Below are 21,963 nucleotides of genomic sequence, written 5' to 3' on the forward strand. Positions count from 1 at the left end.
TCCAATACCTGTTTATCAGTACGCGGCGACAAGCAGGCATAGGCGATTTTATTTTCCCTATCCAGCACCATACTGCCGGTGCCCTCCAAAAAACGGTGATCTGCCTCAAAACGACTAAGATCTATTACATGGGCAACTTTAAATTTGTCTTCAAGGGTGGCTATAATATCTTCCCGTCGTTCCAGTCTTCGGTTTTCGGCCTGCATGGGGTATAGGAAAACGGTGCCGTCATTATGGAATGATACCCAGTTGTTGGGGAAAATAGAATCGGGTGTATACGGCTGCGGGGTATCGTTCACTACAGTAACGCTTACGCCATGATGCTCCAATGTTTTTACAAAGTGATCAAATTCTGTGAGGGCCTTATCCTGCACAGCCTGCTGATCGGTGTTGCGTTGCTGAAATGCATTGCTTTCGGCAGTTTCTTCATTAAACCCGAAGTTTACCGGGCGAATCATTAATATATTGCTGGTAGATTGATTCATTTTTTTAGTCATTTATTTTGTCTGAACCGGAGTTAAACGAATTAAGGAATTTTTCGAATTTAAATGCAGCTGAAATTCTGGTCATTCATGAATTCGTTTAATTCAGGTTCAGACAACCTTATCTCTTAAAAGTGGCATGCTCATACAATGGAAACCACCGCGGGCCCTTGAAAGTTCTGCCGATGGCATTAAAATTAATGTATCGGTTAAAGTTTGTGGGTCAAGCTCTCCGGATTCAAATTTTTGGAGCAGGTCGTTCACCCGTATTACCTCAAAGCCGCTTTGTTTAAAGGCTTCAACAGTTTTGTCGTTACGGTCATAGCCTAAAACTACACCATCTTTTAATGCAAGCAGGTTGCAGGAGTCGGTCCATTGTTCACGGGCATCAAAAGGGAAGGTGTTATTACCCGAATAGATGAACTGTGTTTTCCCGCTGCTTTGCAGGTCTTTTTCGCTTATGTCTGATAGCAGGTCTTCGAGGCAGGCAATTGTTTTTGGTTTTTTCCCTTTCCTGAACTGAACTATCTCTGGCTTTTCCTTTGATTTTTTATCGGCGAACCATGACATTGGCTCTTGCTCTTCCAAAGGCGCCTCGGCAACGGCCAGGGAACGCAATAACACCCAGGTATTGCGCTTAACCTGTGTAAACACGGTATCAATGTGCATATAATCGCGCTTATGCGGAATTTTTACAATAGTTACCTTTTTTACCACATCATTGTCAAATAACAACTTAATGGCTTCATTGGCCCCGCTGATAGAGGTGCGCTCGCTGCAGCCTATTAACAAATGCTGCGGACTAACCATCATTACATCCCCGCCCTCTAAAGTAGTTTTACCCTGGCTATCTTCTCCGGGGCGTAAAAAATGCTGGGCCGTTTCCGGGATCTCTAAAATATTATTCTGATAATCAGCAAAGAGCGGGTGATTGAAAAATATGTACCGCATCAATAAGGTTTCGCGGAAGCGGGCTTTTTTGGCCGGCTTGTTCAGCAACATGAAATTGTTTACAGCTATACCCAAATCCCGTGAAAAAATAAGGTTTGGAATAGGAGCGAAGATCATCTCTTCGTTACCTAATGATCCTGATATGAATATTTTGGCCAGCTCTACAGGGTCGGTATCTATCAGTTGTTGTTGCAGGCGGTAGTTGCAGCTCTCGATGGCGCAAACAGATGCCACCAGTTTTTTGCGGATATCCGGCTGCTGTAAAATATCGGCCAGCAGGGCCTGTATTTCGATGACTTTGCTTGATGCGTGGAAGTTTTCATTATCGGGTTTAAAAAACAGGCGGTCGTAATCGTTTTCAACCTGTTGTAGTTTACCCTTTATCTTACCCGGATCTAAAAAATAGAGTAATAGCTTTACGTAATAATCGTACTCGTTGCGGCGCATGGTATCCAGGTGTACAATATCTTCAAACAGCCAGTCCTGGGCTTTTGAAGGTACAACTTTTCCCAAACCGCTATCGGGGCTATGGATAAGCAGGGTACGGAGGGTGCCAATTTCGGAAGTTACATCTATTTTAAAATCTTGATTTGTAAGTGTCATAAACGAGGATAATCAAACACAAATCTATCAGAAATTAACTTAGAAAAGATAGTGGGTAGTTAAAATTGATACTTGGGTTTATATAAAAAGAAATATTGATTATAATTGAATATGGAAACAAAATCAGAGCTGACGTTTGCGGAAATATTAATTGCCATTCGGGAATTATCTGAAGACCAGCGTGCGATTTTGAGGGAGGAGTTAAGAAAGCCTCTCATTAAACCAACCCCAAACGCTGAAAAACTTATGCCAGGCGAGCTAACTGATTTTCAAAAACTACTTTTAAACGGACCGGTGATGACCGATGAACAATATGCTGAATTCAGGAAAAGAAGAAGATGGAAATAAGAAAAAGTAACGATTAAGTCTTTACTAATTATAGTCGGGTTTATCAGACCTAAAACAAAAATATGTCACAAGAAATATCGAGCTTTTGGAATTGGTTTAAAGACAATAGCAAGCAGTTAGCAGCTTTAAATGCACCCAATATTGATGAGGATGAAAAGGATCTTTTACTTGACGCGATGTTGGAGGTTTTACATCTATATTGCGACCAATTATACTTTGATATAGGAGGGGAGCATGGCGAAGCCCAGGAACTGGTTATTACAGCAGAGGGAAAAGTCGATTACTTCGACAAGGTAGAAGAGTTAATTAGTGCCGCCCCTGAAATCCCAGGCTGGTCATTTACTGCATTTATGCCACCTCGGGATTTAGAATATACCAGCATTTTTGAAGATGTGGAGCTCAAACCATTTGAAATGTGGTTTTTGCCGCTCAATAATAACAAGGAGCCAAAATCAATAGGGCTAAGGATTTGCCTGCCCAACTACGAGTTGGTTAACAATAGTAAGTGGTTGAAGGCCGCTGTGTATAAAGTGCTTGATACTGTCTTGGGCGAAAAAGTATTTGCGTTAGATGTTGGTTATATAGAAATTGAAGGGATGCCGCCTGGCAAGCCTGAAGATTTCGGGTTAATTGAATTTGAAGATTTGTTGGGTTTTGTTAAATGGAAAAAGAAAAAGCTTGCTGCTTTATAAAGTCTTAATACTCCGCTTAAATTTATTACAGCCAGTATCCCCAATTTAATTAATTTTGCCGCATGGATTTTATTATTGATGCGGCCGTTAAAGCAATTAAACATCTGTACCAAACAGATGTGGCACCGGCAGCTATAGGCTTACAGGAAACCCGTAAAGAATTTGAGGGGCAAATCACCATAGTTACTTTTCCGTTCACCAAATTCTCGCGTAAAGGGCCCGAGCAAACGGGTGCCGAAATAGGAGAGTATCTTAAAAATGAATTGAAGGAAGTATCTGCTTTCAATGTGATTAAAGGCTTTCTGAATATTTCCATAAGCGATGAGTATTGGATAGGTGAGCTTTATAATAAAATCTTGCCGGATGATTTCGCGTTAGCAAAACCAAACGGACAAAAGGTAATGGTGGAGTATTCATCGCCTAATACCAACAAACCACTGCATTTGGGTCATATCCGCAATAACCTTTTGGGTTTTTCTGTGGCGCAAATATTAGCTGCAGCCGGTTACGATGTTGTTAAAGTAAACCTGGTGAATGATCGTGGTATCCACATCTGCAAATCAATGCTGGCCTGGCAAAAGTTTGGCAATGGCGAAACGCCGGAGTCATCTGGTTTAAAAGGTGATCATTTGGTAGGTAAGTATTATGTCTTGTTCGATAAAGCTTATAAAACCCAGATAGAGGAGTTAAAAGCCGAAGGCCAAACCGAGGAAGAAGCAAAGAAAAACGCGCCGTTTATAAAAGAAGCGCAGCAAATGCTGCAGAAATGGGAAGCAGGCGATGCCGAAGTAATAAACCTGTGGAAAACCATGAACGAATGGGTTTATGCAGGATTTACCGAAACGTATAAACAACTTGGTGTTGATTTTGATAAATACTATTACGAATCAAATACCTATTTATTAGGTAAGGATATTATTGAGGAAGGTTTGCAAAAAGAGGTTTTCTTTAAAAAGCCGGATGGTTCTGTCTGGATCGACCTTACTGCTGACGGGCTGGACGAGAAACTGGTTCTACGTTCTGATGGTACATCGGTTTATATTACCCAGGATTTGGGTACTGCTCAATTGAAGTACAACGACTTTCACATGGATAGATCCATCTATGTAGTTGGTAACGAGCAGGATTATCATTTTAAAGTGTTGTTTTTGATCCTGAATAAGTTAGGCAAAGCCGGTGCAGGCGGCTTGTTCCATTTATCATACGGAATGGTTGATCTTCCATCAGGAAAAATGAAATCGCGTGAGGGAACGGTAGTAGATGCCGATGACCTGATGGCAGAAATGGAAACTACTGCAAAACAGCAAACCGAGGCCATGGGTAAGGTTGACGCTTTTACAGAAGAGGATAAGCTTGCTTTATACCATACTATTGGCATGGGGGCGCTTAAATATTTCCTGCTGAAGGTTGACCCTAAAAAGAGGTTGTTGTTTGATCCTAATGAATCGGTAGATTTCCAGGGACATACAGGGCCATTTATCCAGTACACTCATGCGCGTATTAAATCCGTACTGAGCAGGGGCGAATATCAGCCCAATAAAAATATCGAAATAACAGAATTGTCTGGCGTTGAACGCGATCTGATTGTTTTGCTAAGCCAATTTCCAACTGTAATAAAAGAGGCAGCCAATGGTTATAGCCCGGCAGTTATTGCCAATTATGTTTATGAGTTAGCCAAAGCGTACAATAAATTCTACCACGAAAAATCAATATTGCAGGCCGAGGATGAAGTATTGAAGCAGTTCCGCCTGCAGCTATCAGCATCATCAGCCAAAGTTATCAGCAAAGCTATGGCGCTGCTTGGTATTGATGTGCCGGAACGGATGTAAAAGCCCGCTAACCCCCTGAAGGGGGAACAATAGCTAATAATAATGAAGTCCAATTTTTTTGATCCGCGCTTTGTTGTATAAGTTGATTCTCCTTTAAAACTCCCCCTTCAGGGGGCTGGGGGGCTACCTCCAATGACCTCTATGCCATGCATAGCCCCGGCGAACGGGATGCCAGTAACCTTGTACGTAAACACGACCGGCACGGGGCCTTGCATAATAACCATTTATGTAAACGTATCTTCCGCTGCGCCAGGCCCATTCACCAGGTACCCAATAAGCACCGGGGTAGGGAGCAACCGGGCGTACGTATACAGGTTCGGCGGGGCGATCGGCAACATAGTAATCAGCTGCGCATGATGTAAAAAGTGAAGCAGTAAGGGCCAGCACTAATCCTGATTTTGCAATTGTTTTCATCTGTAAAATGTTTAATAATTAAATTACTTACAGCATTTTTGACAATTGCAATAATTATTGGTTTAATGAAGTTTTGGTGAATTTATCGGCAACTACATGATCCTTGCTGCCTGTTGTATACTTGTAAAAGCCGCTGCCGCTTTTTATTCCCCGGTGGCCGGCCATAACCATATTTACAAGCAAAGGGCAGGGGGCGTACTTTTGGTTGCCGAAACCATCGTACAAAACTTTTAATATAGCCAGGCAAACATCTAATCCAATAAAATCGGCTAATTGCAGCGGACCCATGGGGTGAGCCATGCCTAATTTCATTACGGTATCAATTTCTTCTACACCGGCTACACCCTCGTACAGGGTATAAATGGCCTCGTTAATCATGGGCATTAGTACACGGTTGGCCACAAAACCGGGATAATCGTTTACCTCAACCGGATCTTTATCCAGTGTTTTGGCCAATTGCATAATGGTTTGTGTAACCTCATCGGTTGTGGCATATCCCCTTATCACCTCCACCAGTTTCATAACCGGCACAGGGTTCATAAAGTGCATACCTATTACATTGCCGGGGTTTTTGGTTACGGCGGCAATTTCTGTTATGGATATGGATGATGTATTAGATGCCAGGATCGCCTCATCGGCACAAATATCGCTGAGTTGTTTAAATAGCTTAAGTTTTATTTCACGGTTTTCGGTTGCAGCTTCAATAATCAGGTTGGCAGTGGCAGCTCCTTCTCTTATGTCGGTATAAGTTTTTATCCTGCTTAAGGTATTCGCTTTGTCCTGTTCGTCAATGCTGCCTTTTTTTAATTGACGATCGAGGTTATTGGTTATGGTTTGTATAGCTTTATCTAATGCAGGGGCGTTAATATCTACCAATGATACCTCGAAACCATGTTGTGCAAAAACATGGGCAATGCCGTTACCCATTGTTCCGGAGCCAATAACAGTTATATTTTTCATCGTTTACCGGGTTATATAAATGCTAAGTTGGGCTAAATTATTTGCTTTGCCAAGTATAAATCAGGGTTAAAAATTGATAAGCGCCGTGGCCTTAATGATCGATTTTTTATTGATGGGATCATACACCGGTATCTGCCCAAGTTCGGTGAGGCCGGAGTAATTAATGATATAGCTTTTTGAATAAATATCCTTCGCGCCGTTAAATACTATACCCATAACCGGAATGTTATACACTTTAAGGGCATGTAATGACAGCAAGGTATGGTTGATACTGCCAAGGTAGTTTTGCGATACTACAATCACCCTGGCGTTGAGCTGCCTGATAAGGTCGATCATTAAAAAATTATTATTAAGCGGAACCATTAACCCACCGGCTCCTTCTATTACCAATTGGTTATCAGTTTGGGGCAAAGTAATGTTTTGGATATCGATAGTAATTTTATCTATAGCTGCCGATTTATGGGGCGAAAATGGCTGGGTTAAACGGTAAGCTTCGGGATGAAACCTGGTAGTTTTATTAGATACAAGGCTTTTAACTTTTAAAGTGTCGCTGTTGTCCAGATCGCCCGATTGAATGGGCTTCCAGTAGTCGGCCATTAATTTCTCGGTTATAACTGCCGATACGATGGTTTTACCTATCCCGGTGCCAATGCCGGTAATAAATATAGGTTGTTTAACGGGCATTAATAAAGTTGTTTATAGTATTGGTAAGCAAATTTAATTCATTTAATGTATTAAAGCTATGCAGGCATATCCTTATTCGCTCGGTTCCCGCGGCTACTGTGGGGCTCAATATCGGCCTTACGTCTAAACCGGCCGATTGTAAAGTGTCCGCCATTTTACGTGCATTATCATTGTTTTTTAAAATAATACATTGAATGGCACTATCACTTTGAAGCAGGGGGGTAGCTCCTGATTGTTCAATGTGCTCTTTAAATACGGTGATATTTTTTTTTAGGCTGAGGATCTCCTCATCTGAAGAGTTTAACAGCTGATAAGCCATTTTTATCGATGCTAAATTATGGAAAGAAGGGGCGGTGCTATAAATAAATGGCCTGGCGAAATTAACAAGGTATTCCCTGAGCAGGTTACTGCCCAAAACAACGGCTCCGTGGCAGCCCAAAGCTTTACCAAAGGTGACTACCGAGGCAAATACCCTGTTTTGCAAACCCAGCGCATTCACCAATCCTTTTTTATATAAGCCAACTGCATGTGCTTCGTCAACAATTAAATGAGCGTTGTATTTTTCTGTAATATCAAGGATCTCCTTTAAGGGTGATGAATCGCCGTTCATGGAATAAATACTTTCCACAATTACATAACAGTTGCCTTTAGATAGCTTTAATTTGGCCTCCAGGCTCCCGGTGTCGTTATGCCTGAAACTATACCGGTTGGCATAGCTTAAGCGCGCTCCGTCAATGGCAGAGGCATGTATCAAATCGTCAAGAATAATGGTGTCGCCGCGTTGTGCCAGGGACGACAGCAGGCCGAGGTTGGCATCGTAACCGGAGTTGAATAGTAAACCCGCGTTATAGCCATGAAATGTGGCTATTTCCTGTTCCAGACTTTCGGCATATTGAAGGTTACCCGAGAGCAACCTTGAGCCCGTGGAGCCATTTAAACTTAAGGGGTGTTTTTTAACTTCTGCCTCAATACGTTCTTTTAAAACTACCGACCGGGCAAAACCTAAATAATCATTCGAGCAAAAATCAATAAGGCTATTTTCGGGCTTTAGTGTTCGGTATATCCCAGATGATCGCCGTTCATCGAGTTTGTTTTGAAGGTATTTGCTGGCTAAAGTCAATGTATATTTTTTGTGTAAAAATAAAAAAAGCGGCTCATCGCCGCTTCTTTTGTCAGATTAATTTTGGGAGCCGCCGCCTCCGCCGCCGCCCTGTCTCATCCTGTCCATCATATCTTTTTGAATTTTATCAAAGGCAGTAGCCTGTTCAGGTGTTAAAATGGCTTTAATTTTATCGTTGGTAGCTTTTCTCATTGGCATCATGGCGCTTCGCATGGCTTCCCTGTCGCCATTGGCGGCAGTTCTTACACTATCCATTTTAGTTGCCTGCTCTTTGTATACAGCCGTTACCTTTGTGGTTTGATCGTCAGTTAGCTTTAACTGTGTTTGCAGATCTTTAGCCCTGTCTTCGGGGCTCTTTCTCATACCACCACCTTGTGCATGGCTTACTGCTGCAATCCCCATCAGGAAACAGCACATCAACAGAAATTTTTTCATAGCTCTTTTAAATTTATTTACGTTTTAATTGTATGATAAAGATATATCGTAAAGGTTTAAAAAAGCTGATGTAACTTAATTGTTGCTTTGCTGTAAGTTTGATATCGAACGCTGCATCTGGGCCATCATATTGGTCAGGCTTTCCATGGTAGGCTCGGGTGTTGGCTGTGGTAACTGGGTTGATATATAGCCTTTTGCCTTCCATATCTCCAATACGTCCTCTCCGTTTATTTCGTAAGGTTCGTAAACCGGGTTATCTGATATCAGCTTTAATTTTTTATGGTCTTTAAATTTGTTACCAATACGCTTGTATACAACACCGTCATCTTTTGATATTACTACGTAGGTTTCGCCTGGTTTAACATCTGCCCAGTTTTCCAGGTATTCGGCTATAATGATATCGCCGGATATAATAGGCAGCATCGAATCGCCTTTTATTTCAAAGGCCCGATAAGTACCCTGTTTAAACATGGGCAAATAAAACTTGGGCAGTTTGGCAACATATTCCGGATCGGCGTAACCGTTTAAATAGCCGGCGCTGGCTTTAAGCGGTACCATTTCAATATTTTCGTTATCCTCTTTATCAACAGAAATACTCAATACGCGCAGGTTGGCAGGGTTACCTTTAGGCTTTGGAGCCCATTTTTCGTTGATAGTTTCGTTAATAAAATCATCAATGCTAATGTCAAAGTATATTGCTAATGCTTTTAGTAACTCGTATTTTGGCTCTGCACGTTCTTCTTCGTAAGCTCCTACTAATGAACGTTTTATACCCATTTCGTCAGCGAATTGCTGTTGGGTAATTCCCTTCTTTTTGCGAAGGAACTTAATATTTTGTGAAATTATTGACATAAAATTTGCATTTGCTAAATTTATTAGTAATTTTATGCTCATAAAGTTAGTAATATTTATTCATTCACCAAAATTTTTATCAAAAAATGAAACGTTTTGTATATATCATCACCGACAGAAACAGGAAAAATCTACATGTAGGCTTATGCTCTGACCTGGTAAAAACACTGCAGTTTTACAGCGATATGCCGACTTTGTTTTTTGACAGCGCGCAGCAGCTTAATCGCTTAGTGTATTTTGAAGAAATAAATACCGAGGAGCAGGCCATGGAGCGCTTTAAAACAGTAAGTACTTTTACAAGGCCTCAAAAAGAAAAAATGATCAGACCTGTTAACCCCGACTGGGTAGATCTGACCATTGGTTTAAAGTTCGAGAGCGGGGTTCGTGTAAGGCCACAATTACGCCCATCGGTAAATGCTAACAGGAGAACTATTGCTTTTTAATAAATTTTAAAGCGCCCGAGTTCATGCAATATCTTTTGCCGCCGCGGTTGGCAGGGCCGTCGTCAAATACGTGACCAAGGTGCAAGCCCGTACTTTTTTCGATAACCTCATCCCGGCTCATGCCGTAACTGTTATCGGTAACTACGGCAACTTTTTTAGGGTCTACGGCTTTTACAAAGCTTGGCCACCCTGTACCGCTATCAAATTTATCCTCAGAGCTGAAAAGTACTTCGCCTGTGGCAGCGCTTACATAAACACCCTTTTCATGGTTGTTCCAGTAATCGTTTTTATAAGGTGGTTCGGTGCCACTCTCAACCATAATATAATATTGGTTTGGCGTAAGTGTTTTTTTCCACTCCGCCGCTGGTTTGCTCAGTTTACGTTTTGCCTGCCCATTGCTGTTTTGGCAGCCAAAAGCTGTTATAATACTTATTATAGCTATTGCAAAAATTAATTTTCTCATTCCCTTATTCATTTTAAGTTTTGTTGTTTGAATTATATGGATTAGTCGTAAAACTTAACTTATCCTTACAACCTATTATACTTAAAATACGAAATAATATTTCGGGTGGATTGTCATCCGCGGGTCCAATTATATAACCCTGGCCTTGGGTAATAATACTTTATTTATTACATGAAGCATGCCGTTGTTTTGTTCAATATCAAAACGGTTAATGATACTTTCACCGCCATTCTCGTCAACTAAAACAATATTACGGTTAGCATCAATTTTAGCGGTTAGTTTATCGCCGGCAAGGGTGGTGAATGTAGCTGTTCCCTTATTTTTGCTTATCTCCTTAGCAATATCTTTTGCTTTTAACCGCCCGGGAATAGCATGATAGCTAATGATGCTGGTAAGCTCCCAAACGTGTGCAGGTTTCATCAGGGAATCAACCTTGCCATCAGGTAAATTCAGAAAAGCACTATTAACGGGTACAAATATGGTAATAGGCCCCCGGCTTTGAAGCGTACTTTGCAGGCTGGCTTTACTCATCAAATCGTAAAACGTGGACAGATCTTTGGATAAGGCGATATTTTTAACAATATCATTGGCAGGCAGCATGTCATCACCGGCAATAATTTTAAGCGGACCTATAGCCCTGGGATTTATGGAAGCTATCGGACCTTGCGCAAACAGCGTTGATCCAAATAACAACGTAACAATAAGCAATATTAATTTTTTCATACCCAATTGATTATAGGTTTATAACAAGTAACTGTTTTTATTGATTTAGGTTTTAAATAAGAGTTTAGGCTACCTTTATTTGGATAAAGTGTGGTGGATGCCATATTGTTTTTAATAGCCCTCTTAATTTCTATTAGCAAGTGCTGTACCGCCAACAAGAAAAAAATCTTTCAGGAGATCATCCTGCATTAAAGTCTTTAAGAGTTCCAGTGTTGTGTCGCTAACTGTTTCTTTTCGTAGCATTTCATTGAAGTTAAGGGAATGCCGAACTGATGGCTTACAAAGTTCATGTCTTTATCATTGAGATAAGCCAGGCTTTTAATTGCTGATTTGACACCATCAACCCCATATAGGTTTAATATGAAATACCAGTCATTTGGCCATCCCCGCTCAATCACTCTTTGTATTACTACGTTGCGCATATCCTGGTAATCAAAATCCGCCATGTTATATTCCCATAATAACTTTGGATTCAGTGTTGCTCCCGGAAACTTTTTAAAGTCGTCAAAATACATTTTTTTACTTTTTTAAGCTATTCCACAATTAAGCTGTTATGCAAAAATACTCAATATCAAGGTTAAAGACAATTTATAAAATCAGGGTTTACCAATGGATTTCTGCAAATTGTTTACCATCCCGGCGTAAAGCCTAACCCAAATACAGGTTTCGTTACATCGGTACGGTTAAACGGAACAGCCAGGTATGGCTCCAATACAAATGCTCCAAATACGTTTATTCTTAATGATATACCCGCGCTTAAAGCAGGTACGCGGCCATAAGTTGTATTAAATACCGGGTTGCCGCTGCCGTCAACTGTTTGGTTACCGTTTTCATCAAGCACCGGGGTTTGCCCTAATATAGGTGGGTTCTTCCGGAAATAAATATGATCGCCTGCATTCCAGGCTAAACCTGCATCAAAAAACAAGTTCAGATCGGTAAACAGGAATTTTGACTTAATCTGGGCCAGTTTTTCTGGTCCGGTAAATGGCAATCGTGTCTCGAAATTAAACACAGCCATCCTGCTTCCCGATAACTGATCGATATTGAATCCGTTGGTAGCCTTTTTATTGTTACTGTAAAATGTTTGCCCCTCGTACCCCCTTATATAAAATGGATAACCTATAAATAGCGGGTATATACCGTTTGAATCGCCGAAGCGGCCATATCCAAAAAAGCGGGCTGCAAATGTTACAGGTTCTACCCGTACATATTTCCTTAGATCGATAGTTGGTGAAAAGAAACGGTAGGTGCCAAAATTATACCCGGCCTCGAGCCTGTACCTGAAACCATTTAAAGGAGCTGTCACTCCAAAAAAGGAATTATCGCCTACCAACGCGGTTGATAACTGGAAAAGCGAATATGACTTTAAATTATAATTTAACAAGGCACTCTCTTCGCTGTTTGGTACCTTCTTTTTATCAGAATTGATATAGGTATACTGTAGCGACTTGTTATTTTGAGCATCCGTAATTGTATCTATTTTATAAGTATCGCTATAGCGATCAACGCGATAGGAGTTATATGAAGCGCCGGCGCTTACTTCAAAACGGGTTGTTTTGTTAATAGGATAGGAGGTGAAAACCTTGCCCGCATCCTCAAAATTGCGGATGATATCGGTATTTTGTGATAGTACCGTAACGTTTTTACCACCTACATTTTGCGTAGGGAAAGTTTGGGTTTGCAAACCGAACAGGTAAGGGATGTGAGAAATCCCTGTGCCCAGGTTCCAGCGGCCTGTTTGATTTACATACGTTACAGCCGCTCCTGAATCATAAATCTGCCCGTTTACGGATGCTGCGGCAAAAATCTGGTTACGCCCCAATATATCGCTGAATACGCCCTGGATGCCACTGGACAGGCTTGTGCCATAAAAACTACTTACACCAACCCCAACGCCGCTTCCAGCCAAATAATCAAGCTTAAACTTAGGGCGATAGGGGATCTCCTTTACCGAGTCGGCAGGGATTTTTTTATAAGCCAGGAAATTGTTCAGGTTTGAATTGATCAGGTCAACACCTACAGCTTGTGGCGGCGGCAGCATGGCTGCGCTAAAATCAACCGCCTGTGCCTGTAAAATAACCGGTTTAAATTCGGAAGCTTTAGCGTTATACAGCGCATATTTTTGGGCACGGTAATAGGAGTAAACCACATCATCATTAGCGGATATACTTAACGCCGGCGAGAATTCTGTAATTCCGCAGATGCCGGTGAACAGGTTAGTCATTTGTTCAACCTGGCCGCTACTGATAGTGTAACGATACATGTTACGGAAACCATCCCTGTTTGACAGGAAATAGATCTGAGTGCCATCGGCAGAATATTGTGGATTTAAATTATTAGCCCCGTTAAATATTTTAAGATCGGTTACTTTTCCGCTGGCAAGGTCAAGCTCGGCCAGGTTAAAAGTGATAGCCTGCTCTAATGATTGATCATAAGTTGATCTGTCACTCGCGAAAATGACTTTTTTACCGTCCCTGGAATAAGCAGGCTGGTAGTCGGTGTATTTATCATTGGTGAGCTGGGTGATTTTTTTGGTATCGAAATTATAGGAGTACAGGTCGCTCTGCCCTTCAGACAAGCCTGTAAACACCATATCCTTACCATTTGGCGACCAGGAAAGATTGCTAAACTGTTCGGCCTTTTCCATTGATACATCATCAAGCGTACGCCCGCTGCTTACATCAATTACCTCCATCCGGTTACGGCCTTTGCTAAATACACTAAATGCAAACCGCTTACCATCAGGAGACCAGGCGCCTGCCGATTCGATAAAGTTAAATTCGTCTATATGTGTGTTTGATACCTTGCTCGTGAGTTTTCGTAAAATCTTACCTGTTTTGGCATCGGCAAGGTAAAGATCAATGCTAAACAAGCTTTTGGCCGATAAAAATGCCACATATTTACCATCGGGGCTTACGGCCGGCGCAACTACCAGGTCGCCACCATTTTCTTTGTCTACCAGTTTAATTCCTACGGGCTTTTGTGTGGTATCTTTTAAAAAAGGCTTGTATGTTGTTTCTATCGAGTTTTTCCAGAGACGGGAAAGCGTTTTATCGTCATATCCAAAAGTGCGCCTGATACCATAAGCCAGGCCGTACCGTGCTGTGTTTTTAAAGAAAGGTACAATCACGGTGTCGCCATAGGTGGACCCTAAAAACGACCAGAACGCCTCGCCATAACGATAAGGAAAATACTTATTGCTTTCGGTAAGGTCGCGTACCGAAGGGATATCATGGTTCAGGTAAGCATCACGCATCCACATGGCCGTGTATGAATCTTTTTTACCTAACGACAAATACTCTGCCATACCTTCAATCATCCATAGCGGTATATTGTTGATGTTTTCAAAGGTTTCATTTTCTCTTCCCAACAAGGCATGGTATTGAAACGCGTGAACCAATTCGTGCCCGATAACATGACGGGTCATTTGGTTGGTTTCCATCACCGGCATCACCACGCGGTTTTTTAGTCCTTCTGTAATACCACCGGTACCTACGCCAATTTCGCCATCAATAGCTGTGGTTTGCTGAAAATCGGGATGATTTGCATATAAAATTATAGGGTTGGCAGTTTTAAACGTATCCTTAAAAACCTGCTGATGCAGGGTGTACCACAATTCGCTTTCCTGGGCAAAACGTTTGATCATGCTATCATTTTTGATATAATAGTAGATTTCGAAATGCGGGGTTTTATAAACTTTAAATTTGAGGTTTTTATACCTTACTTTATTTTGACCGAAATATTGCGCCTTTGCACTGTTACTGATAAGCAGCAAACTAAACAGGCATATAAATATTAAGGTGAACTTTTTAGCTGTATTTAAAAATGAGTAGGTTTTATTCATAATTTAACTAAATAGATTACGGCTAATTTAAATATTAATTGCAGGCTATTGTAGTATGCAATTAATATTAAAAAACTTATACATACGCTACCATTTCCCCGGGGCCCATTATTTTTGATTAACAGGAGTCGTTTCAGGGTTTTCTGGTGTAGTAGTAGCTGGTGGAGGTATTACGTTAGTGGTATCAATAGGGTTGCTTGTGCTATCTGTTTCTGTGGTATCGGCAACAATATGCGGCGATGGGCACTGATAGCTCTTGGTGATTTTGCTCCATGGTTTTGGGAACGGACCGTAAGTATAGCCCGATTTAGGGTCGGCATAAACCTTTTCCATAAAGCGCCCAAAAATAGGGAGCGCGGTATGCGAGCCTTCACCTGTTTCTGATGTTGTAAAGTGTACACTGCGGTCATCAGCGCCAACCCAAATACCTGTAACCAGGTCTTTTGTGATACCCATATACCAACCGTCGACATAATCAGATGATGTACCGGTTTTGCCGCCTATCTGGTTGTTGTCTTTTTTCCACAAACCAGGGTATTCCCATAGGGCCTGTGAAGTGCCGCCCGGCTCTTCCATACCACCGCGAAACATGTAAAGCATTAGCCAGGCTGTTTCTTCGCTCAACACTTTTTCTGTTTTTAATTCAAATTCATCCAGCACATTTCCATCCTGATCTGTGATTTTGGTAACCAATAAAGGATCGATCTTTTGACCCTTGTTAAGGAATGTGCTGTAGGCCCTTACCATTTCATAAACCGAAACATCATTTGAACCCAATGATACCGACGGAACCGATTTCAACGGACTTTCGATGCCGCACTTGTGGGCATACTGCACAATTTTATCCCAGCCAACCTTTTCGGTAAGCTGCGCGGTAATGGAGTTTACAGATTTGCCCATGGCCCAGCGTAATGACATTTCCTGGTACGAGAAATGAAAATCGGCATTGTTTGGCTGCCATACTTCGTCTTTTCCGTTATCCTTGTATTTGATGGTTACCGGCTGATCGGTAAATTTATCGCAGGGAGTAAAGCCGTTATCAAGGGCGGTTAAGTAGGCAAACGGCTTAAATGTTGAGCCAGCCTGCCTGCGCGATTGGTTAACGTGATCGTAATTGAAAAAGCGATGGTCGATGCCGCCTATCCATACCTTTATTTTACCGGTTGATGGCTCCAGGGTCATCATACCGGTATTTAATATCTTGGCATAGTATTTAATAGAGTCGATAGTTGAAAAGGTGGTATCCTGCTCGCCTTTCCAGGTAAAAACGGTCATCCGTTTTTTTGTTTTAAAATACTCATTAATCTTCACTGTATCGCCGCCGTACTTTTTATTCAGCAGGTTATAAATAGGGAGCCGTTGCTCGTTTTTCAGAATAAAATCCTTGATCTCGACACCTTTAGAATCACGCCAGGGATTTTTATTGCCCCAAAGATTATTGAAACGCTTTTGCAGCATCTTCATCTTTTCGGCAACGGCTTCTTCTGCATATTGCTGCAGGCGCGAATCAATGGTAGTATAAATTTTCAAGCCGTCCTCATAAAGGTCGTAACCATTTTCTTTACACCATTTATCCAGCCATTTTTCAACCGCGCGACGGATATATGAATCGCCATGCGAATCCTGCTCCACATAGCTCAGATCAAGCTTGATAGGCGATTGGATACTTGTAGTGTATTGATCTTTGGTGATGTAGCCATATTTCTCCATCTGGCTTAAAACCGTATTACGGCGTTCGGTGGCACGTTCGGGGTTGCGGATGGGGTTGTAATTTGACGTAGCCTTCAGCATTCCAATCAATAATGCTGCTTCGGCAGGATTAACCTGGTCGGGCTGTTTATTGAAGTATTTTAGCGAAGCCGTTTTAATACCGTAAGAGTTATTGCCAAACGGGACTGTATTAAGATACAAAGTAAGGATTTGCTGCTTGGTGTAAACGTGCTCAATTTTAAAAGCGGTAAGCCATTCTTTACATTTATATACAATGGTACTGATAAATGGTACATGTTTGATATAGCCCTGCGATTTGCGTTTACGGGTTTCGAACAGGTTTTTTGCCAATTGCTGCGTAATAGTACTGGCCCCGCGGCGTTCGCCCTTGGCTGTGGAGAGCAGACTGGTAATAAAGGAATAAAAATCGACACCATGGTGACTGTAAAACCTTACATCTTCTGTAGAGATAAGTGCATTGATAAGGTTTGGCGCGATGTGTTTCAAATCGACAGGAGAGCGGTTCTCTTTGTAGTATTGCCCTATTAATTTACCATCGGCCGTGTAAACTTCAGATCCCACGGACATTACAGGGTTTTTAATGTCCTGCATGTCAGGAGAGTACCCCGAAAGCCATAGGAAGTTGAGCTCGATAGAGCAAAAGAAGATAATAATGAAGTATATAAATATGGCTATGAACCTCAGAAATCGGTTTCGTATTCGTCTGAACATTGGGTAAAGATGTAAAATTATGGCGCTAAATCATAGCCCCAAAACAAATATTAATATATGCTGATTTCTTAAAAATTAAAGATATACTCATCATCCGCCTTCTTACCTGGTAAAGGCGCAAAAGCATTCTTTATTGTAAATTGATTGTGGCCCCATTTTGGTAAATGTAAATAATATTAGTATTGAATAAATGCAGGTATCGGTTAAAATAAACAGCATTATAATAAACGCAATTTTAACACCTAAATTTTATGTTAACAATGCGTAAAGCAAATTTTTTATCATGAGTAATATCGTAGATAAGTTTAAGGTTGATAACGGCAAGACTTTTTCACTTAAAGACTTTGACGCCGGTTACTCGGATGGTTTTGATAAAGAGGATGCTAAGACTATTTTAAAAAACCTGATAGCAGAAACATTCGACGTTCAAACAGAGCTTTACGCAGCTAATAGATATGCATTGCTCATTATTTTCCAGGCGATGGACGCAGCAGGTAAGGATAGTGCTATAGCTCACACCTTATCAGGCCTAAACCCCAGGGCTTGCCAGGTTTACAGCTTTAAACGTCCCAGCGAGGAAGATTATCAACATGATTTTTTATGGCGACATTATCGGTCATTACCCGAGAGAGGCCGGATAGGGATCCACAACAGGTCGCATTATGAAAATGTGCTGGTAACCAAAGTAAACCCCGAACTTTTACTGAATGAGCATTTGCCCGGAATAACCGATGTTAAAGACATTCATCCAAAGTTTTGGGAAAAACGCTACGAAAGCATTCGTGCATTTGAAAGCCATTTGGTTGATAATGGAACTGTGATCATTAAGTTTTTCCTGAATGTTTCCAAGCATGAGCAAAAGGTACGTTTTTTAGAACGGATAGATGATCCGAAAAAGAATTGGAAGTTTGCGGCAGCAGATATTGTGGAAAGAGAAAAGTGGAGCGATTATATGGAAGCTTACGAAACAGCTATCAAAGAAACAGCCACTAAAAGTTGCCCATGGTATGTGGTGCCTGCCGATAAAAAGTGGTTTACCCGGATAGCCATTTCATCCATTATTCTTGACACTTTAAAGGGGCTGCATTTGAAATATCCGGTGCTGGCCAAGGAGGAAAAGAAAAAGCTGAATGAATCGAAAAAGTTGCTGGAGGATGAGTAAGAAAAGATTTACGAAGTTCGTTGAGGACCTCGCCGTTTAAAACTTCGTAAATCTGTAAATGGTATTTTATATACCCGAAAAAACCGACTGCGCCGGTTCACCAATCAACGGCATTGGTTTTCTTTGCCCACCGATTGCCCCAATCAGGCCAATTACCCAAATTACAAAAAGGGCGACCCTTATCAGCCAAAGTATTGTTAAACCAAAGGAGGCACCCGGTGAAAATAAAATGGCGCCGGCAGCATAAGAAACAACGATCGAAACCAGGTGGAAAAGCAGGGTTTGCCTCATCTGGTAACTTGCAAGGGCGGTTTTATTGTTTTGGTAAAGTGCAAAGTATGCGATAAGCCATCCTACAATAGTAAAGTAGCTAATGATGCCGGCTAATTTGCCGTCATCTTTTGTTGACAGGTCGTCCATATGATGAGGTTAATTTAAGTGATTATTAAGCTAACCACATTCATGCTCAAATGTTTGGTGGATTTATCGAATTATTACTTGTTATTTCTTCATAAATCTTTATATTTCTATTGCTTTTATTTTGAATTTCAGGGTAAAAGTGTCAACCTTTTTGAAAAGCTTAAGGTGTTGATAATCAATGTAAATAGTGTTCCGTGCTGTGTTTTTGTAAATGTTTAAAATGTTGATTATCAATAGAAATGGTGTTCCAGGCGTTCCAATGTGTTCCACCGTTCCGGTRGAACACCTGCACGGGCAAGTATTTATTGGTGAGAGTTAGCTTGATGTCACTTTATAGTTTTGTAAAGATTGCCTCGTCAACAAAACTGCTTTTACCATTGCTGATGGCTATTGCCCTAACTGTTGTATTGACCGAAATAGTAACAGGTTGGCTGTACAACGTAGAATTCGCTGTAGGTATTGACCCATCCAGGGTATAGTAAATCTTCGCATCAGCATCAGCGCTTTTTATTTGTATGCTGATGGGCGTTTTGAATGATTTGGACGGCGCTATGATATAAGGGTTAGCAACGATGAGGCTATCGGTTATCTTTGAGGTTGGCCTTTCAATATCCTGTACAAATATTTTGTTAGCCAGTTTGCCTGCAAATACCTCAAACTCTCCGCCATCGGCAATGTCAGCAAAGTTTAAGTATAGTTTATTGTAGGCTTTTTTTGCAAGGCTCATGCCCTGCAGGTAAATGTTGCCTTTGTCTATGCTTGCACCCGGGTTGATGATGGTGAACTGCTTCCCGTTCTCTAAATTAATAACAGCCTTATCAAACTGTGGTACACCCACCTGGAATTGCTGTTGCCCCGGTGCAATGTTATAAATTCCCAATGAACTCATTACATACCAGGCCGACATTTGTCCACAATCCTCGTTGCCAGCCAAACCATCGGGTTTATTACTGTATTGTTCGCGCAGGATGCGGTCGATATAAAACTGGGTTTTATCGGGCGAATTGGTAAAATTGTACAGGTATGCCATGTGGTGACTTGGCTCGTTACCGTGGGCATACTGGCCTATCAACCCGCTTACATCGGGGACATCGCTACCCTTTAGTTTTGATTCGGTAGTAAACAACTCGTCGAGTTTGGCTTCAAAAGCGTCCTTACCGCCCATTCTTGCCATCAGGCTCTCCACATCCTGCGGCACAAAGAAGGAGTATTGCCATGAGTTGCCTTCGGTATAATTACCATTGATCTCGGCAGGGTCGAAAGGAGTAAGCCAGCCACCATTGCTGCGGGCCTGCATAAAGCTGTTCTGGTTATTGTAAACGTTTTTCCAGTATTGCGCGCGTTGGATGTATTCGGTATAGTCCTGTGGTTTGTCCAGCAATTTAGCCATTTGGGCTATGCACCAATCGTCGTATGCATATTCCAATGTTTTGGATACAGATGCATCTTCCAGATCAGATAATACGGCACCATTCTTACGATACACGTCTAAACCAAACTGGTTTCGGTTCACAGCTGCTTTCATGGCGGTAAAGGCCCTGGGCGCATCAAAATTACGGATGCCCTTCGCGTAAGCATCTACAATGACCGGGATGGAGTGATTGCCTATCATACAATAGGTTTCGGTACTGGCTAACGGCCATATGGGGAGTAGCCCGCCCTGGTCGTACATCGTTAAAAAGGATTTAACAAAGTCGAGTGTGCGTTTCCTGTCGATCAGGGTAAGCAAAGGGTTTTCTGCCCGGTAGGTATCCCATAAAGAAAATACAGTGTAATAATTAAATCCCTCTGCTGTATGTACTTTTTGATCTAACCCCCGGTATTGGCCATCAACATCACTATAAATGTTGGGTGCCAGCATGCAGTGGTATAAAGCAGTGTAAAAAATAGTTTGCCTGATCTTCGCATAATCAACTGCCTTTACTTTTTTACCGGCGGGGATACTGCCATAGGGGTTATTAATGTTGCCCTGGTTATTAAGTTCAAATTGTTGCGAGGAGGATGGTCCGCCGCCCTCAACCTGGATTTTATTCAATTCGGCGTTCCAGGTTGCTTTGGCTGCCTTTTGTACTTTTTTAAAGTCGAAATCGGGTACTTCGGCATCCAGGTTCTTTAAAGCGCCTTCGGTACTTACTGCCGAGATTCCTACTTTAGAGATAACTTCGCCGGGGTTATCAAATTGAAGGTACATTTTGATGTTTTTGCCTTCAGCCTTGTTTTTGCCGTTCTGTACTTCATCATTRCTGCCTATACCGTATGTTTTAAATGGTTTGGAGAATTTTGCATAAAAGTATACCTGCTGGTCATTTGCCCACGACTTTGRTTTGCGGTAACCGCGAATCTCATGACTGTTCACTACCTCTATCCAGGAATCAAGTACTTCATCACGGTGTTGCAGATCTATAATGATATTTGCTTTTTCGGTATTTGGATAATTGTAACGGTGAACACCAACGCGCGTAGTTGCGGTAAGTTCTACGCTGATGTTGTATTTATCAAGTTGGGTTTTATAATAGCCAGGGGTGGCTATTTCGTTCTTCTTTTTAAAAACAGAACGGTATTCGGTATTTTTAAACTGTGGATCGCCGGTAGTAGGCATAAATAATACATCACAATAATCGGGGATGCCGGTTCCGCTTAAATGCGTGTGCGAAAAGCCGTAAACTACCGTATCGGTATAATGATAACCCGAGCAGCCATCCCAGCCTTTAAGCCGTGTATCCGGACTAAGCTGTACCATTCCAAAAGGCATAACCGCGCCGGGGTAGGTGTGCCCATGCCCGCCGGTGCCGATAAATGGATCAACCAGTTGAGCAAAATCTTTATCTTTTCTTTTTTGTGCCGATGAACTTAACGCGGAAAATAGCAAGATTGCAGCTAAAAAACTGCGAAAGATGATACGCATATTTGGCATATTAATTAACCTTAGGATATAATTACGCAAATTAAAACTTAAATAGTATATAAATAAAAAAATCGCCCCGACTTGGGGCGATTTTAAATCAGGGGTATTATGCGTTACGAACAACGCCTATTTTTTTCAATAGCTTTCGGTTTTCCCGGCGATGGATTAAGCGGTGAACTATAGCATATATG

General features: G+C 41.6%; 20 protein-coding genes. 5 read left to right on the forward strand and 15 right to left on the reverse strand.

What is annotated here, in order from left to right; translation table 11 throughout:
- Both AC1DPZ_RS07085 and AC1DPZ_RS07090 read right to left on the reverse strand, forming a co-directional pair.
- Positions 1–485: arginine deiminase-related protein (locus AC1DPZ_RS07085; RefSeq protein WP_477402210.1), on the reverse strand; the 485-nt coding region annotated here is incomplete at its 3' end.
- Between the two features lie 108 nt (positions 486–593).
- Positions 594–2,036 carry an arginine deiminase family protein gene (locus AC1DPZ_RS07090; protein WP_477402212.1) on the reverse strand — a complete coding sequence of 481 codons (1,443 nt, stop codon included), beginning with the start codon at positions 2,034–2,036 and terminating at the stop codon, positions 594–596.
- A gap of 111 nt (positions 2,037–2,147) precedes the next feature.
- Between AC1DPZ_RS07090 and AC1DPZ_RS07095 the strand changes: the two genes are divergently transcribed.
- The 3 genes from AC1DPZ_RS07095 (at position 2,148) to argS (ending at position 4,905) form a co-directional block, all read left to right on the forward strand.
- Positions 2,148–2,384 (forward strand): hypothetical protein, encoded by a 237-nt coding sequence (locus AC1DPZ_RS07095; RefSeq protein WP_477402214.1) that lies wholly within the window; start codon positions 2,148–2,150, stop codon positions 2,382–2,384.
- A gap of 62 nt (positions 2,385–2,446) precedes the next feature.
- Positions 2,447–3,076: a hypothetical protein gene (locus AC1DPZ_RS07100; protein ID WP_477402215.1), complete on the forward strand. Its 630-nt coding sequence runs from the start codon at positions 2,447–2,449 to the stop codon at positions 3,074–3,076.
- Between the two features lie 62 nt (positions 3,077–3,138).
- Positions 3,139–4,905, forward strand: a complete 1,767-nt coding sequence (gene argS / locus AC1DPZ_RS07105) for an arginine--tRNA ligase (RefSeq protein WP_477402217.1) — start codon at positions 3,139–3,141, stop codon at positions 4,903–4,905.
- A gap of 123 nt (positions 4,906–5,028) precedes the next feature.
- Here the strand turns inward: argS and AC1DPZ_RS07110 are convergent, their stop codons facing one another.
- From AC1DPZ_RS07110 to AC1DPZ_RS07135, 6 genes are all read right to left on the reverse strand, one after another.
- A complete protein-coding gene (locus AC1DPZ_RS07110; RefSeq protein WP_477402219.1) occupies positions 5,029–5,319 on the reverse strand; it encodes a hypothetical protein in 291 nt (96 codons plus the stop codon).
- A 54-nt stretch (positions 5,320–5,373) separates the two neighbouring features.
- Positions 5,374–6,279 (reverse strand): 3-hydroxyacyl-CoA dehydrogenase family protein, encoded by a 906-nt coding sequence (locus tag AC1DPZ_RS07115; protein WP_477402221.1) that lies wholly within the window; start codon positions 6,277–6,279, stop codon positions 5,374–5,376.
- A 66-nt stretch (positions 6,280–6,345) separates the two neighbouring features.
- Positions 6,346–6,963 (reverse strand): dethiobiotin synthase, encoded by a 618-nt coding sequence (gene bioD, locus AC1DPZ_RS07120; RefSeq protein WP_477402222.1) that lies wholly within the window; start codon positions 6,961–6,963, stop codon positions 6,346–6,348.
- On the reverse strand, positions 6,953–8,083 hold the full coding sequence (locus tag AC1DPZ_RS07125; protein WP_477402224.1) for an aminotransferase class I/II-fold pyridoxal phosphate-dependent enzyme: 1,131 nt from the start codon (positions 8,081–8,083) through the stop codon (positions 6,953–6,955). Before AC1DPZ_RS07125 ends, bioD begins: the two co-directional genes overlap by 11 nt.
- 57 nt (positions 8,084–8,140) lie before the next feature.
- Positions 8,141–8,518: a hypothetical protein gene (locus AC1DPZ_RS07130; RefSeq protein ID WP_477402226.1), complete on the reverse strand. Its 378-nt coding sequence runs from the start codon at positions 8,516–8,518 to the stop codon at positions 8,141–8,143.
- A 75-nt stretch (positions 8,519–8,593) separates the two neighbouring features.
- Positions 8,594–9,370: an XRE family transcriptional regulator gene (locus AC1DPZ_RS07135; RefSeq protein ID WP_477402227.1), complete on the reverse strand. Its 777-nt coding sequence runs from the start codon at positions 9,368–9,370 to the stop codon at positions 8,594–8,596.
- 86 nt (positions 9,371–9,456) lie between these two features.
- On the opposite strand from AC1DPZ_RS07135, the gene AC1DPZ_RS07140 reads away from it, so the two are divergent.
- Positions 9,457–9,813, forward strand: a complete 357-nt coding sequence (locus tag AC1DPZ_RS07140; RefSeq protein ID WP_477402228.1) for a GIY-YIG nuclease family protein — start codon at positions 9,457–9,459, stop codon at positions 9,811–9,813.
- Here the strand turns inward: AC1DPZ_RS07140 and msrB are convergent.
- The 5 genes from msrB to AC1DPZ_RS07165 all read right to left on the reverse strand — a co-directional run bounded on the left by msrB (position 9,800) and on the right by AC1DPZ_RS07165 (position 17,285).
- Positions 9,800–10,276: a peptide-methionine (R)-S-oxide reductase MsrB gene (gene msrB / locus AC1DPZ_RS07145; protein WP_477402230.1), complete on the reverse strand. Its 477-nt coding sequence runs from the start codon at positions 10,274–10,276 to the stop codon at positions 9,800–9,802. The genes AC1DPZ_RS07140 and msrB overlap by 14 nt on opposite strands.
- A 129-nt stretch (positions 10,277–10,405) precedes the next feature.
- Positions 10,406–10,999 (reverse strand): fasciclin domain-containing protein, encoded by a 594-nt coding sequence (locus AC1DPZ_RS07150; RefSeq protein ID WP_477402231.1) that lies wholly within the window; start codon positions 10,997–10,999, stop codon positions 10,406–10,408.
- A 197-nt stretch (positions 11,000–11,196) separates the two neighbouring features.
- Positions 11,197–11,514, reverse strand: coding sequence for a DUF6922 domain-containing protein (locus AC1DPZ_RS07155; protein WP_477402232.1), 318 nt, complete (start codon positions 11,512–11,514; stop codon positions 11,197–11,199).
- 113 nt (positions 11,515–11,627) lie between these two features.
- Positions 11,628–14,843 (reverse strand): TolB family protein, encoded by a 3,216-nt coding sequence (locus AC1DPZ_RS07160; RefSeq protein ID WP_477402233.1) that lies wholly within the window; start codon positions 14,841–14,843, stop codon positions 11,628–11,630.
- Between the two features lie 108 nt (positions 14,844–14,951).
- Positions 14,952–17,285 (reverse strand): penicillin-binding protein 1A, encoded by a 2,334-nt coding sequence (locus tag AC1DPZ_RS07165; protein ID WP_477402235.1) that lies wholly within the window; start codon positions 17,283–17,285, stop codon positions 14,952–14,954.
- A 283-nt stretch (positions 17,286–17,568) separates the two neighbouring features.
- Between AC1DPZ_RS07165 and AC1DPZ_RS07170 the strand changes: the two genes are divergently transcribed.
- Positions 17,569–18,447 carry a polyphosphate kinase 2 family protein gene (locus tag AC1DPZ_RS07170; RefSeq protein ID WP_477402237.1) on the forward strand — a complete coding sequence of 293 codons (879 nt, stop codon included), beginning with the start codon at positions 17,569–17,571 and terminating at the stop codon, positions 18,445–18,447.
- Positions 18,448–18,513: 66 nt separating this feature from the next.
- Here AC1DPZ_RS07170 and AC1DPZ_RS07175 read toward each other — a convergent pair whose 3' ends face one another.
- On the reverse strand, positions 18,514–18,867 hold the full coding sequence (locus tag AC1DPZ_RS07175) for a magnetosome magnetite crystal formation protein family (RefSeq protein WP_477402238.1): 354 nt from the start codon (positions 18,865–18,867) through the stop codon (positions 18,514–18,516).
- A 331-nt stretch (positions 18,868–19,198) separates the two neighbouring features.
- Positions 19,199–21,772: a GH92 family glycosyl hydrolase gene (locus tag AC1DPZ_RS07180; RefSeq protein WP_477402240.1), complete on the reverse strand. Its 2,574-nt coding sequence runs from the start codon at positions 21,770–21,772 to the stop codon at positions 19,199–19,201.
- Between the last annotated feature and the right edge of the window lie 191 nt (positions 21,773–21,963).

The organism is Mucilaginibacter sp. P4_G9 (assembly GCF_056400985.1).